General features: G+C 42.3%; 12 protein-coding genes. 1 reads left to right on the top strand and 11 read right to left on the bottom strand.

Translation table 11 applies throughout. The features are described 5' to 3' along the window. Positions 1-63: 63 nt before the first annotated feature. From CVD23_RS03665 to cyoE, 9 genes are all read right to left on the bottom strand, one after another. Positions 64-1,236: a GNAT family N-acetyltransferase gene (locus tag CVD23_RS03665; protein WP_101665216.1), complete on the bottom strand. Its 1,173-nt coding sequence runs from the start codon at positions 1,234-1,236 to the stop codon at positions 64-66. Between the two features lie 125 nt (positions 1,237-1,361). Next, on the bottom strand, positions 1,362-1,826 hold the full coding sequence (locus tag CVD23_RS03660) for a DUF420 domain-containing protein (protein WP_101665215.1): 465 nt from the start codon (positions 1,824-1,826) through the stop codon (positions 1,362-1,364). 176 nt (positions 1,827-2,002) lie between these two features. Continuing rightward, positions 2,003-2,143, bottom strand: coding sequence for a hypothetical protein (locus CVD23_RS21785; RefSeq protein WP_180955517.1), 141 nt, complete (start codon positions 2,141-2,143; stop codon positions 2,003-2,005). Positions 2,144-2,355: 212 nt separating this feature from the next. Further along, complete coding sequence (gene ctaG, locus CVD23_RS03655) at positions 2,356-3,261, bottom strand: cytochrome c oxidase assembly factor CtaG (RefSeq protein ID WP_101576489.1); 906 nt, start codon at positions 3,259-3,261, stop codon at positions 2,356-2,358. A 140-nt stretch (positions 3,262-3,401) separates the two neighbouring features. Then, positions 3,402-3,737: a cytochrome c oxidase subunit IVB gene (ctaF, locus tag CVD23_RS03650; RefSeq protein WP_101576488.1), complete on the bottom strand. Its 336-nt coding sequence runs from the start codon at positions 3,735-3,737 to the stop codon at positions 3,402-3,404. 4 nt (positions 3,738-3,741) lie between these two features. After that, positions 3,742-4,371, bottom strand: coding sequence for a cytochrome (ubi)quinol oxidase subunit III (locus CVD23_RS03645; protein WP_101576487.1), 630 nt, complete (start codon positions 4,369-4,371; stop codon positions 3,742-3,744). Continuing rightward, entirely contained in the window at positions 4,371-6,239 is a 1,869-nt protein-coding gene (gene ctaD, locus CVD23_RS03640; RefSeq protein ID WP_101665214.1) for a cytochrome c oxidase subunit I, read from the bottom strand. The genes CVD23_RS03645 and ctaD overlap by 1 nt, the downstream gene beginning before the upstream one ends. 30 nt (positions 6,240-6,269) lie before the next feature. Beyond that, a complete protein-coding gene (gene coxB, locus CVD23_RS03635) occupies positions 6,270-7,340 on the bottom strand; it encodes a cytochrome c oxidase subunit II (RefSeq protein ID WP_101665213.1) in 1,071 nt (356 codons plus the stop codon). A 111-nt stretch (positions 7,341-7,451) separates the two neighbouring features. Next, complete coding sequence (gene cyoE / locus CVD23_RS03630; protein WP_101576484.1) at positions 7,452-8,390, bottom strand: heme o synthase; 939 nt, start codon at positions 8,388-8,390, stop codon at positions 7,452-7,454. Positions 8,391-8,910: 520 nt separating this feature from the next. Between cyoE and CVD23_RS03625 the strand changes: the two genes are divergently transcribed. Beyond that, a complete protein-coding gene (locus CVD23_RS03625; RefSeq protein WP_101665212.1) occupies positions 8,911-9,873 on the top strand; it encodes a COX15/CtaA family protein in 963 nt (320 codons plus the stop codon). Between the two features lie 51 nt (positions 9,874-9,924). Here the strand turns inward: CVD23_RS03625 and pyc are convergent, their stop codons facing one another. Next, positions 9,925-13,365: a pyruvate carboxylase gene (pyc, locus tag CVD23_RS03620; protein WP_101665211.1), complete on the bottom strand. Its 3,441-nt coding sequence runs from the start codon at positions 13,363-13,365 to the stop codon at positions 9,925-9,927. A gap of 166 nt (positions 13,366-13,531) precedes the next feature. Next, on the bottom strand, positions 13,532-14,689 hold the full coding sequence (locus tag CVD23_RS03615; protein WP_101576481.1) for an FtsW/RodA/SpoVE family cell cycle protein: 1,158 nt from the start codon (positions 14,687-14,689) through the stop codon (positions 13,532-13,534). Positions 14,690-14,905: the final 216 nt, after the last annotated feature.

Below are 14,905 nucleotides of genomic sequence, written 5' to 3'. Positions count from 1 at the left end.
GATCTATCGAGCGACCGTGCGCTTCTAAAAGCAGAACCGTTCATTCAAGAAGAGCTTTTTAATCTAAAAAAAGTCATAGATAAACGTCGTCTGGACAGGTATTTTTTTTTCAAGATCATCTATTTCTTTTTCGCTGCCTGTTAAATGCCCGAGCTGGAAAAGTTCTTTTGGCCTTTGAAAGCCTGTTAGGATGGCAGACAATGCGTTTATATTCATGGTGATGCCCCGTTTAGGAGGATGGGCACAATGGCTTCCCTGCTTCTCTTTATAAGCCGTTACACCAGCTTCGGAAATCAGATATGATCCATTGTTCCAATCTGCATACTCATCGGAAACATGCAGAAAAACATTTTCACTCGTTTGCAGAAATGCAAAGCTTTCCAGACACTTTTCTGCATCAACAACCCGTGCCATAAAGTAAGGAAAAACCTCTGTTTTTACATTGGGTTGTTTTAAATAGTAAGGAAAAGGGTCGTTTACTGGCAACACAATGTTTACGCTGTCAACCATTGAATCATGCTGGCAAATGAAATTCCACAGGTTGACCCGCGCTTCGTAATCAAGAGCAGCCATTTCCTGTACATTGAGAATATTATTTTTAACACTATACAATATGTATCCTTTCGGCACATGCTCGTTGTCGTAAAAAACGGCTGCTGATGAATCGCGATAAACGTTGTCCAGCCACCATTCCTTCGTTCGCGAAAGCATCCCCGAATATTGCTTCGCATACTCTGCATAGACGTTTTCTATATCTTTGTGATGGGTATCCTTTTTAAACCTCATAATCGATCCGCTTATGGCTCCGGCCATATGTAAATCCTTTTTCTCGATCATAACCTTCTTCCGCTCGGTTAAAATCTCCCAGCCGAACTTCCGGTAAAATGCAATATCGAAAGGATGCAAAAATGAGATGATTTGATTTTGCTCGCGCATTTGTTGTAATGCATGAACGATTAATGCCTTCACATAGCCTCTTCTCCGATATTCCGGATAGGTCGCCACGCCTGCAATTCCACCCATGCTCCACTCCTTGTTCTGAATGATTACTTTGAAAGGGATAATATTCAACTTCGCGGTCAGCTGCGTGCCATCCCAAATTCCAAATACGTCATGATGCTTAATTTTGTCAATCCGAGCAGGAATATCGCTGTCCGGCAACTCGTACTGAAAAGCATACATTGATAGTTTTAAAGAATATGTGAGATCTTGTTCAGTCATTTTTCTAATCTCCATATTTCCTCCCCTAATCCGTTTTTGACTACATCTTTTAAAATTCTAGCAAAAAAAGAAAATTCCTTTAAAAGGATTTTTTTCATACAAAAAGCACTGCATACTTTGCAGCACTTTTTTCCGGCTTATTAAAATCCTAAAATAGCTTTTATAACGGATGTTGTTTCTCCGCCACTGTAAAAAATGTATAACAGCAGATACACAGCTAGACCCGTCGTCGCGGTGAAAAACCAAATAATACTGGTGATTGGGCCGAGTTTTCGATGGCGCGCCAATTTATTTTTATAGCCTGTCAAGAGCGTCACAATCCCGAAAACGGCGCCAGTCGTGGCCAGGAAAATATGAAAGACAAGGAAAACTGTATAGTATATTTTAATATCAGCCGGGCCGCCAAACGATGTATTTCCTATGAAGATTGTCCGGCTCGCATATATGACAAAGAAAATAATCGCAAAAATCGCTGCGACAAACATCGTTTTTTTATGAGCTTCAATTTTTCGCTGTTTTATTAGGTACCAGCCGATCGCCACCGTAATGGCACTGAGCACGATAAACGTCGTGCTGATCGTTGGAAGTATCGGAATTGATTGCATAATTGATTACCTCTCCATTCTTTTGCACATAGAATCATTTTATGGCAAGAAAGACTATTTTTCAACAATCACTATAATTGTTCATAAAATATTGCGATTTGGCGTCAAATATATGATAAAAAACATAGACATAGTTAAAAACACCCGCATCAAAAAAGCCTGAACTATTAATCTGATCAGGCATATTTCTCTTCCGCCCTCCACCATGGCATCATGTCGGCAAGGAGGACCCAGCGGTTTTCTTTATTTAACCTCCCGCCGAAAGGAAGGAAGAAGTCATCGGAAAAAGTCAGTTGGTTTTGGGTTTCTTTATACACAGTGTCGACCTCCAAGTGCAAGGGTTTTTGTAGTTTTTCAAGTAAATCCTTACACTTATATTCGACAAAAGGGAACCAAAACCCTTGTCATTACTGGGATTACTGATTATTCAGCAGACCCTAAGTATCTGTCGTTTCTCACTTGAAAATTGCTTTATGAAAATCATTCAAATATCTAAAAATAAGCAAAGCACCCAAATTGGGTGCTTTGTTCATTCTATCGTTTGCGGATTTAACGATGGATTCATGTCGACCTGATCCGCTTCCTGTTCTTTTTTGTACCAGCTAAAAAATACTTTGCCAAGAACAACTCCGTATACAATTTCCTGAATGATTTTCATGATCACACCGCCAGTCTGCTGATCATTTAAAAGGGACATTGAACTAAACATTTCCGGCCCGCTCAAATTGAGTCCGGACAACGTTGAAGCCGGCACACAAAGAGCCAGTGCGTCTGCCCATGCGCGCGGGTCAGAAAACGTGTCATACATCGGTGCATCTGCAAAAATAATCAGCGCACATGCCGGGGTCAGCAAAATCCCATTGGCAAAAATGTAGCCGACTTTTTTCAACCCGCCCATCGTCTGGTATTCATCCAGCTGATTGATCAGTGGCCACCACATGATGATTGCCACAACAAACAGCAACGTTGTGTAAGCAGCGTGCAGCAGCATGTCTGTCTTGATAACATCAAAAATCAGCGGGATATGATAAAACGAAAATAATCCGTTAAATAGAATCAGCGCAAAGATAGGCTTTGTCAGTAAGCGAAACAGAGTGCCAATGCTCTTGATGCCGAGAACCTTTCGCCACATCCACTCGGGGATCGCGACGATAAACAATGGCGGTATAACCAAATACAGTAGGGCCATTTGGGTCATATGGGCATAAAAAGCAAGATGCCCCATCAAGTCAAGCGGCGAACCTTTGATCGCATAGAGAAGTGCAGCAGCCACAGCGAAAAGAACTGCTTGATTTTTCTGCAAAGGCTCACTGCCGCTAAACCGACGGCGGTATTTTACGGTAATCAGGAAAAACAGAGCCGTTACGACTAAAATTGCAATAAAAAAATATGGACTCCACATTGCCCTGAAACCAAAGATATCTAATGAAAGCACGGTATAATCACCCCGTTATCGTTGAAGAATACATTCTCATTATACTACTTGATGAACGCCAGCCGCAATTATATGAGGTTCATCTATACTTTTCATCGTATAAAAAGAAAATCGGCTTCTTGAGCCGATTTTCATAAATATTACCACCAAATAACAGTCATAAAAGTTATCACGGTTATTGCTGCTACAAACACACCCGAGAAAAGAAATAAAGAAGGTGCTTCATGGCCTTTATGGCTCATATGCATGAAATAGTAGAGCTGAAAAATAACCTGTACAACAGCGAGAAGAAGAATAAACGGTATTGTAAACCAGCCAGTAAACCCATCATAGGCTACTGCTGCAAAGGCTACAAGTGTCAAGAAAATCATTAATGAAAAAGTAATGACTTGATATCTCATTTCTTCTGCGCTTTTTTTACGGCGATATTCAATGTCCACACTTGGGTTACCTGAATTTGGTTGTTGTGTCGCCATCAGTTTATCCCACCAATCCCATTAAATATACTACTGTGAAGATGAACACCCAAACAACGTCGATAAAGTGCCAATAAAGGCTGGCAACATAGAACTTCGGAGCGTTGTAGAGGCTTAATCCCCTTTTCGCGTTGCGAACCATCAGCGTGACGATCCACAACAAACCAAATGCAACGTGACCGCCATGGAATCCTACCAACGTATAAAACGCTGATCCAAAAGCGCTGCTCGTAAACGTATGGTGAAACTTATGAACATAATGACTAAACTCATAGATTTCAACACCAAGGAAAGCCGCTCCAAGGATAACTGTTACACCAAGCCAAATCTGCATTTTCTTAAAATTAAAGTTTTTCATATGGAACATTGCATATACACTTGTCAATGAGCTCGTTAAAAGAAGCATCGTCGCAACGAAAACTAGCGGCAAATCGAACAGATCTTTTGCCAGTGCATGCTCTGTGGTTGGAACTTTATCTTTTAATGCGAGATAAGTAGCAAAGAGAGAGGCAAAGAGAACCGTCTCTCCTCCTAAGAATAGCCAAAAGCCCATGAATTTATTTTTCGCTTCGAGGGTTGCTTTTTCAGGCGAAGCAGGCCAAGTTTCAAGTGTAAATTTTTCTTCAGCTTGCATTATGCCTTTCCCTCCTTATCATCATCATCTTCAAGATCTTCCTTGTGAATGTGGAAGCCGTGGTCATCTTTAATTGAGCGAATAAACATTGCGCCAAGCACAATCGCCAAGCCGAGAACTAATACTGGAATTCCCCATGGATGATCGACCCGATACATAGCACCAAACGCAGCTATAAATAGTCCTAACGAAATCACGAATGGAATAAATGAACCATTCGGCATATGGATGTCGCCAACAGGTTCAGCTGGAGTCATACCTTTTTTGCCTTCCATTTTTTCAAGCCAGTAAGCATCCAATCCACGGACAAGCGGGAGCTGCTTAAAGTTATAGAATGGAGGCGGTGAAGGAAGCGCCCATTCGAGGGTACGTCCATCTCCCCATGGGTCGTTGCCAACCCTTTCATTCTTAACCGTTGTCATAATGATATTAACGAGCAAGACGATAACGGCTACTGCCATCAAGACGGCACCGACAGTACTAACCATATTCCCTGTTTCCAACCCTTGACCAGGAAGGAATTTGAAAATACGGCGCGGCATACCCATCAGACCAAGGAAATGCTGGATAAAGAATGTCAAATGGAACCCGACAAAGAACAGCCAGAACGTGATTTTACCAAGCAGTTCATTCAACATTGTTCCAAACATTTTTGGCCAGTAAAAATGAGCACCGGCAAATAGTGCGAAGACAACCCCACCGACAATAACATAGTGGAAGTGGGCAACAACGAAATAAGTATCATGATACTGATAATCCTGTGCCGCTGATGCGAGCATTACACCTGTGACTCCACCTGCTACGAAAGATGGGATAAACGCAACCGCCCACATCATCGGAGTCGTAAACTTTATGCTGCCTCCCCACATCGTAAAGAGCCAGTTAAAGATCTTTATCCCTGTAGGAACAGCAATCGCCATTGTTGCCACCGCAAAAATCGCGTTCGCAATCGGCCCCATTCCTGTTGTGAACATATGGTGGGCCCAAACCATGAAACCAAGAAAACCAATAAGTACGGTTGCAAACACCATCGATGAATAACCGAATAGTCGCTTTCTCGAAAAGGTTGCGAAAATCTCAGAAAAGATACCGAATGCAGGAAGAATAAGAATATATACTTCCGGGTGACCGAAGATCCAGAACAGATGCTCCCAGATAATCGTGTTACCGCCCGCTGCCGGATCGAAGAAGTTCGCGCCAAACATGCGGTCAAACGTTAATAGGAACAAACCAACCGTAAGCGGCGGGAATGCGAATAATATTAGTGCAGAAACAACAAATGTAGACCATGTAAACAAAGGCATGCGCATGTAAGTCATCCCAGGTGCACGCATATTGATGATCGTGACAAGAAAGTTAATACCACCGATCAACGTTCCGATCCCGGAAATCTGCAGACCAAGCGCATAAAAATCGATGCCGTGCCCCTCTGAAGCAAGCGACAGCGATGCATAGGAAGTCCAGCCTGCATCGGGAGCGCCGCCTAAAAACCATGAAAGGTTTAGAAATACGCCTCCAAAGAAAAACAGCCAGAAACCCAATGAATTTAAAAATGGGAATGCGACATCGCGCGCCCCGATTTGCAACGGCATAATGGCGTTCATGAAGGCGAAGACCAACGGCATCGCTGCCAGAAAGATCATCGTCGTACCGTGCATGGTAAGAATTTCGTTATATAGTCCCGCACTTACAAAATCATTATTCGGTATTGCAAGCTGAATGCGGATAAACATTGCTTCTAAGCCGCCGACAATAAAGAAAAACCCGCCGGCAATTAGATAAAGGATGGCGATTTTCTTATGGTCAACGGTTGTTATGTAATCCCATAAGGTTGCACCAAACCCTCTTTTTTGAGCATAAGTACTCACAGTTTTACCTCCCCTTTAAAAAATCCCCTTTTATTCCTGAACCTTTAAGCCCATCAAATATTCAGCTACAGCATCCAGCTCTTCCTCATTTAATTCTTTATATTTCCCGGTCATTTTATTTCCAGGCTTATATTCTTCAGGATCTCTCAGCCAGTTCTTAAGGTCTTCTTCATTATGGTCAAGAATTCCGGCTACGCGGGAACGATCACCAAAGTTCGTTAAATTTGGTCCGATGCGCGCCTCTTCAGGTGCTGTGTTTGTTGGTGTTACAGCATGGCAGCCGATACAGCTTTCATTAAAGATTTCCTGGCCCTGTTGTGCTGAAGCAGTTTCAGCCTGGACCGGTTCTTCAACAGCTTTCATATCACTTGCCCATCTCTTAAATTCTTCTTTGGAAACAGCTTTCACTTTAAAGTCCATCAATGCATGTGAAGGTCCGCAAAGCTCAGCACATTTTCCGTAAAATAAATTTCCGGCTTCGTCAGCAGCTTTTTCATCAAATTCGAGCCAAAACTTGTTTACGTTTTCTGTGTTCGTATCGATTTTCCCGCCGACAGCAGGAATCCAGAAGGAGTGCTTAACATCGGATGCCTTTAGATTAAAGTAGACTTTTTGACCAGTCGGCACTACCAAATCCTGGCTTGTAACAATCTCCTGGTTTGGGTATTCAAACTCCCACCAGTAAAGGTTAGCGCGCACATTAATGACAAGTGCGTCCGTCTTCCCTTCTTCATTCTTTTTCTCAGCAGGAGAAACATCTGCCAACTTAAAAGTAGCGGATACTGTTGGCACGGCCAGTACCAATAGCAGAAGAATAGGAATAACAGTCCAAATAATTTCCAGTTTGTGATTTCCCTCAACCTGTTGTGGAATCTTCTCATCTTTTCTGCGGAAACGCACCATGACAAGAATAAAGATAACAGTTACGGCAAGAATAACACCGACCATAATTGCTGTGCTCAATAGCATTAAATCATATTGTGTCTGAGCAACTTCACCTGCAGGCTGCAATGCTGATAAAAATGGTTTGCCACAGCCGGAAAGAATAAGCGTCAATCCTGCAAATAAAGAAAATATACGCCATTTCGCAAGCCTTTTCATAGCTTAATAAAACCCCTCTTTCATAATATATTTTTTTGAAAAACTGGTCAAAAAAATATGGAAAAATTCTCTCTAAATCTCGTAAAGACAGAATCTCCTAACAAAAATAAATTAAATAAGTGTGACAATTACCATAGCTACAAACATAATAGTCAAATATTGTAGGGAATATATAAACATAAGTTTAGCCCATTTAATATCATCCTTTAGCTTATATCCATAAATCCCTAAGATAAACCACCCTATGTTCAAGACAGTTGCAAGAATAAGAAATGGAATTCCTAAAGAGGTAAGCAATAGGGGAAGCGGAAGCAAAGCTGCTACCCACACGATAATATGCTTTTTCGTCGTGCTGTAGCCCTTTACAACAGGGAGCATCGGTATGCCCGCTGCCCTGTACTCCTCGACCCTTCTCATCGCCAGTGCATAAAAATGCGGAGGCTGCCATACAAACATGATTAGAAATAATGCCCAAGCGATCGGATCAAGGCTTCCATCAATAGCCGCCCAGCCAATTAATGGCGGTACAGCTCCTGAAACACTGCCGACGATCGTGTTTGATACATATTTCCGTTTAGACCACATCGTATAGAGGAACACATAACTGAATACTCCTATTAAGCCAATCAAAGCAGCAGTCGGAGTCGTCAGTAGTAAACACAGCGTTCCCAATCCAATTAAGATGATTCCCATCGCGACTACTTTGGAGGGGTTCACCCGTCCTGTAACCGTAGGTCTTTCTTTCGTTCTCTCCATCAAATGGTCTATATCCCGGTCAATGTAGTTGTTAATGCTGCATGAACCGGCAATAATTAATGAAGAACCAGCAAGAGTAAGAAACACAAGATCAAGATTATTGAAAAAACCTTTATCAGTGAAATGCAGCGCAAGCCACAGGCCTGTAAAAGTTGTAATCAAATTAGAATTAACAATGCCGATTTTTATCAGAGCAAGAAAATCACTCCAAGCGTTTGCTGCCGATACTTTCGCATTAAGGCTTCGTTCACTGCTGTCAATAGCTGCCTCAGCTAAAGCCTTCGTATTAGCCATAATTTTTCCTCCTTTATCCAAATCACCAACCAGAACCGTAAAAAACACCTGTAAGCATAGTTCGTTTTCCGCTATACTCGCAATTAAAATGTATAAAAAATTAGAAAAAGTAGTTTTTCACTATTATTATTATAGAAATAAGGATAAGTATTTGTGTAGAAAAACATTCCATACTCACTGTATATTAAATCACATTTCAGCACTTTTTTGTGAATATTTTTCGAATTATTTTTGACCAAATTGTGTCGCGAAGTGACAAAAAGTTATATTTTGTTGTTTTTCTAGGATAATAATTATCGATGTAAAAGCAGGATAGCAGAGCTCGGATGCTTCCAGGGTTCAACTAAATCAAGAGAGAACAAGCTTCAGGCATCTATCTATTGTAAAAATCCCTATTATTGTGTAGTATCTTTAAAGTGCAGTGGAAGATCGATATCTTCATATAAATTCGTTCTTATTATACACTTCCATTATTATCGGTGACAAATTATCGAACTTTACTATTAAGAAGGTGGATCAGTTGGATCGATTTTTAAAATGGTTTGCGGTCCTTACTACAATTGGAATGTTGTTTATCCTGTTGGGTGGAGCTCTTGTGACAAAAACGGACTCGGGCATGGGCTGCGGCAATTCCTGGCCGCTCTGCCACGGCGAACTAATCCCAAGCAATATCAGTCCCGAATTAATTATTGAATTAGCCCACCGGGTTGTATCAGGTGCTGTCGGGTTCATGGTGTTAATATTGTCAGTCTGGTCATGGCGTTCGATCGGACATGTTAGAGAGACGAAATTTCTTTCCGTCCTTTCATTCTTTTTTTTGGTGCTTCAGGGGCTGATCGGCGCTGCAGCAGTGCTGTGGGGACAATCTGATTTCGTACTTGCGCTTCATTTTGGAATTTCACTTATTTCCTTTGCGGCCGTATTTTTGCTAACGCTGCTCATTTTTGAAGTTGACAAAAAGTTCGAAGCGGAAAAAGTGATTCTCGATAAGAAAATGAAATTTCACATCATCGGTGTTTCCCTATACAGCTATCTTGTCGTTTACACCGGTGCGCTCGTCCGCCACGTAAATGCAAGTTTAGTGTGTAAAGACTGGCCGCTTTGCGTTAATTCTGACCCAAGTTTGCCGGGTACTATGCACGAATGGATTCAAATGGGCCATCGTGCCGCAGCCGGATTAATCTTTATCTGGATTGGCTACATCACCTACCTGGCTATTAATCAGTATCGGCATCAAAAGGTCATTTATTGGGGATGGATTATTTCATTTATACTTGTTTCTTTGCAGGTTATCGCCGGGGCACTTGTTGTGATTACCCGCTTGAATTTATATCTCGCTTTGTCCCATGCTTTCTTTATTACATGCCTGTTTGGAGTGCTAAGCTATTTGATCCTGTTAACTTCACGAAGCAGTAAAAACGCTGCGGCTCTTGAACAAGCAAAAGATGATAGCAACAACCAATCCACTGTCAATCATGCCTGAGATTTTTATAAAAAAACGATCGCGATGCTATTTGCATCGCGATCGTTTTTTTCATTTGGACAATTCAATCAGCAAATCGCCGGTTTGGATTGCTTCTCCATTTATCACATAAATATCTTTGACAACTCCTGAAAACGGCGCTTGAACGGTTGTTTCCATTTTCATCGCTTCCGTAATCATAAGATGATCGCCCCGGTTTACCTTCTCACCCTTTTCGACTAGCACTTTGATGACTGTACCCGGCATAGAGGCGGCAATATGAGTGTCATTTTTCGGATCCGCTTTTATTTTTGATGCAACCTTCGATTTTACACTTTCGTCCTTGATGACGATTTCGCGCGGCTGGCCATTCAACTCGAAATAGATCACTCTTGTACCATCTGCCTGAGCCTCTCCTATCGACACCAGTTTGACGATTAGCGTCTTACCGGTTTCGATCTCAACTTCAATCTCTTCTCCAAGACGCATACCATACAGGAATGTTGGCGTATCGAGAACCGATATATCTCCAAATTGTTCAACAGTATTGAAATACTCCATAAACACCTTTGGATATAAAGCATAGGCGATAGCATCAAAGCTGGTGACTTGTCTCCCCATTTCTTTAAACATTACTTCCTTAAGAGCGCCGAAGTCAACATCTTCGAGCAGTTCTCCCGGCCTGACCGTTATCGGTTCCCTGCCTTTTAAAATCACCTTTTGTAATTCTTCAGGGAAACCACCGTGCGGCTGGCCAAGATATCCTTCGAATAATTCAACAACTGAATCAGGAAAATCAAGCGAGTCGCCCCGGCTTAACACGTCCTCCTCGGTAAGCTCATTCTGAACCATATATAGGGCCATATCACCAACAACCTTTGAGGATGGTGTAACCTTGACGATATCTCCAAACATTTCGTTAACGCGGGCATACATACTTTTTACATGCTCCCATTTATCACCGAGCCCGACCGCTTTTGCTTGTTGTTGCAGATTACTGTATTGGCCGCCTGGCATCTCGTGCTCATACACTTCAGTGTGAGGCGACATCATGCCGCTTTCAAAGTCATGGTAATATTTGCGGATATCTTCCCAGTAATACGAGAGTTGTTCAAGGGCACGGTTGTCCACCTTCGACTGTCTCTCAGTGCCTTCCAATGCATAGAACAATGAATTGGCGCTTGGCTGCGAAGTCAGCCCGGCCATCGTGCTCAAGGCAACATCAACAATATCCACACCTGCTTCAATTGCTTTTGCGTACATATAAATCCCGTTGCCGCTTGTATCATGCGTATGGAGGTGAATTGGAATGTCAACTGTTTCCTTTAATTCAGAGATCAGACGATAAGCCGCCTCCGGTTTTAACAGCCCGGCCATATCCTTTATGCCAAGGATGTGGGCCCCTTGCATTTCCAGTTCTTTAGCAAGATTCTTATAGTAGTCGAGATCGTATTTTCGACGAGTTGGATCGTTAATGTCACCTGTATAGCAAATTGCCGCTTCGGCTATTTTTTCAGACTGTCTTACTGCGTCAATGGCAACTTCCATACCCTTCACCCAATTCAGGCTATCAAAAATCCGAAATACGTCAATTCCGGCGTAGGCAGATTTCTCGACGAATTCGCGGATCACATTATCCGGGTAATTTTTATAACCAACCGCATTTGACGCGCGCAGCAGCATCTGGAAGAGAACATTTGGAATCTTCTCCCTTAGCTTGAGCAGTCTGTCCCAAGGATCCTCTTTCAAGAAACGATAGGCGACATCAAAAGTTGCTCCGCCCCACATTTCATATGAAAATAAATCAGGCAAAAGCCTTGCGGATGATTCAGCAATATGACTAATATCAGTCGTCCGGACCCTGGTTGCGAGCAAGGATTGATGCGCGTCCCTGAAGGTTGTATCTGTCAGGAGAACTTCCTTATGATCTTTCACCCAGTTGACGAGCCCTTCAGGCCCTTGCTGATCAAGAATCTGCTTCGTTCCTTCACGAATATCAGCGCTGTATTTCAGTTTTGGAATGCGCGGCTTATCAAAAATTGGCTTCTTCTTCTTTTCTATGCCGGGAAAGCCGTTTACTGTTACATTCCCAATGTAGGTAAGCATCTTCGTTCCACGGTCTTTACGTTTTGGAAAAATAAACAACTCCGGTGTTGTATCAATAAAGGATGTATCATACTGACCGGTCCGGAACTGTTCATGTTTAACGACGTTTTCAAGAAAAGGAATATTTGTTTTGATCCCGCGGATTCGGAACTCTTGCAAATTTCTGACCATTTTTGCTGCGGCCTGATCAAATGTCATCGCATGCGTGGACAGCTTGACGAGCAATGAATCGTAATACGGTGTAATGACGGCACCCTGGAAGCCATTGCCGGCATCGAGACGGACACCGAAACCGCCACCGGATCGATATGTCATTAATTTTCCTGTATCCGGCATAAATTGGTTTAACGGATCTTCCGTTGTCACACGGGATTGAATGGCGTAACCGTGTATTTTGATATCCGCTTGTTCGGGAATGCCAATCTTCTCACTATGCAAATCATGTCCTTCTGCGACCTGAATCTGCGTTTGGACGATATCAATACCAGTGACCATTTCTGTTATTGTATGTTCAACCTGGACACGGGGATTTACTTCGATAAAATAATACTCGTCATTTGCCACCAGGAATTCAACAGTGCCCGCATTGATATAGCCGACATTATCCATAAGCCGGACAGCAGCTTCACATATTTTCTCCCTCAGATCATTTGTGATCGAAACACATGGGGCGACCTCAACCACTTTTTGATGGCGGCGCTGGACAGAACAATCGCGCTCATACAAATGAATGATATTGCCGTGCTTGTCACCAATGATTTGAACTTCAATATGCTTCGGTTTTTCAATAAACTTTTCTACGTAAACCTCGTCATTGCCAAAGGCAGCTTTTGCTTCCGATTTCGCACGCTCGTACGCTTCTTTCACTTCATCAATACTGTTGACGATTCTCATTCCGCGACCGCCGCCGCCGAGCGAAGCTTTAATGATGAGCGGGAATCCGTGCGTCTTTCCGAATTTAATAACCTCTTCAAGCCGTTGGATCGGGCCGTCGCTTCCCGGGATAACCGGAATTTTTGCCAATTGAGCCTGTGTTCTTGCCTTAACCTTATCCCCGAACATATCAAGATGCCTTGCTTCAGGTCCGATAAAAATAATTCCTTCTTCTTCACAGCGCCTTGCAAAATGGATATTTTCCGACAGGAACCCATATCCCGGATGGATGGCGTCCACGCCGCTTGCTTTTGCAATGTCAATGATACCTTCAATATCCAAGTAGGCATCTATCGGTTTTTTGCCTTCCCCGACAAGATAAGCTTCATCTGCTTTATACCTGTGATATGAGCCCGAATCCTCCCTGGAATAAACCGCAACCGTACGGATATTCAGTTCTGTACATGCCCTAAATACACGGATCGCAATCTCTCCCCTGTTTGCGACCAACACCTTATTGATAACTTTGCTCATTTCGACACCTCATCTTTATGTAATTAGTACAAGGATTGTTTGCTTACGCACTGCAAGCCAAAGCTAAGTGACAATGTGAGCATATGGCTATTGCTAAATCCCTTTGTCTGGCAAAAAAGACTGTTACAACTGATTCTGTTAAAACATATATATAAGCCTTTCGAGCTTAAGCAACTTGTTTTTCATTGTCGTTACTTTTGTATTTTTGTTCGTAGTTCACGAACATGGACACATTTACGAGTATTCCCATTGAAATGTATAGCTGGAGCAGTGAAGAACCTCCGTAGCTGACAAATGGAAGGGTTACGCCTGTTAGTGGAATGATTCCCGAAGCACCGGCAAGGTTAATAAACGATTGGATGCCAATCATGCTTGAAATACCGATCGCAAGCAAACTTCCAAACGGATCAGTGCATTTTAAGCCCGTATATATCCCCCTTAAAACGATATAAGAAAGCAGCAATATGACAAAAGCAACTCCCCAAATCCCCAGCTCTTCAGCGATTACGGCGATAATGAAATCGGTGTGCGGCTCAGGAAGATAACCGAGCTTTTGAATGCCTTTGCCGAGACCGATTCCGTTAACCCCGCCTGAGCCAATTGCAATAAAAGCATTGGTGATTTGGTAGCCGCTGTCCTGTTCGACTGCAAAAGGGTCCATAAAAGCTTTAAAACGCCCGATCCTGTTTTCTGACAAAATCTTATCCTGCAAAGCAACGAATATAGGGGCGATGACCATCAACCCAATGCCCGCAAGCTTCATCAGATTTTTCAGGCTCATCCCGGAAGAAATAATAATCATCGAAGCAATCAAGATTATAATGGCTGCTGTTCCGTAATCCGGCTGAATCGCAATAAGCACAGAAACGAGAAATAAATAGAATAAAGGAGGGACAACACCTTTATTGAATTCATTTATGTACGATTGTTTTTTTGCATAGACTGCGGCCAGATAAATGATAACAGAAACCTTGACAAATTCAGACGGCTGAAGGCTTACCGGTCCGATTTTAAACCAGCTTTGCGCGTTGCCGGCAATATGGCCGAAAGCAAATAAAGCTCCTAAACAAAGCAAGGACAGCAAAACCATCGGTCCAAGTATTTTATTGCTTTTCATTGCTTTATATGGAAACATTGCAAAAAACAAAAATACAGCGGAAGCTCCAATAATGTGGAGCCTTTGTCTTTCGAAAAAATGATCACTCGGATAATCGTATGCCGTTACCATGCTGGCACTGTAGATCATAACGAGCCCGAACAAAGATAGCAGCACCATTGCAATTACTAAAGAATAATCGTATGATTTAAAGATTTTTTTAAACATTCAACCTCTTCCCCATTTTCTCCGGATGTATATTCTATTCTCCGATTATAAACAATAATCCTGCTTAGAGAGGTTATGTTAAATGTAACACGTTAATCCCAAGATTTCTATAAATATGTTATACTATTAAAAATAAAATATGTCACATTCAGTATAATCCAGGGTTTTCCCTTTATACCCTAAACATTTATAAAAAAACTCAAACGAGTAAGAAGA

The organism is Bacillus sp. V33-4 (genome assembly GCF_002860225.1).
Taxonomy (GTDB): domain Bacteria; phylum Bacillota; class Bacilli; order Bacillales; family Cytobacillaceae; genus Bacillus_BJ; species Bacillus_BJ canaveralius.
This window is presented reverse-complemented; position numbering and strand designations above follow the sequence as displayed.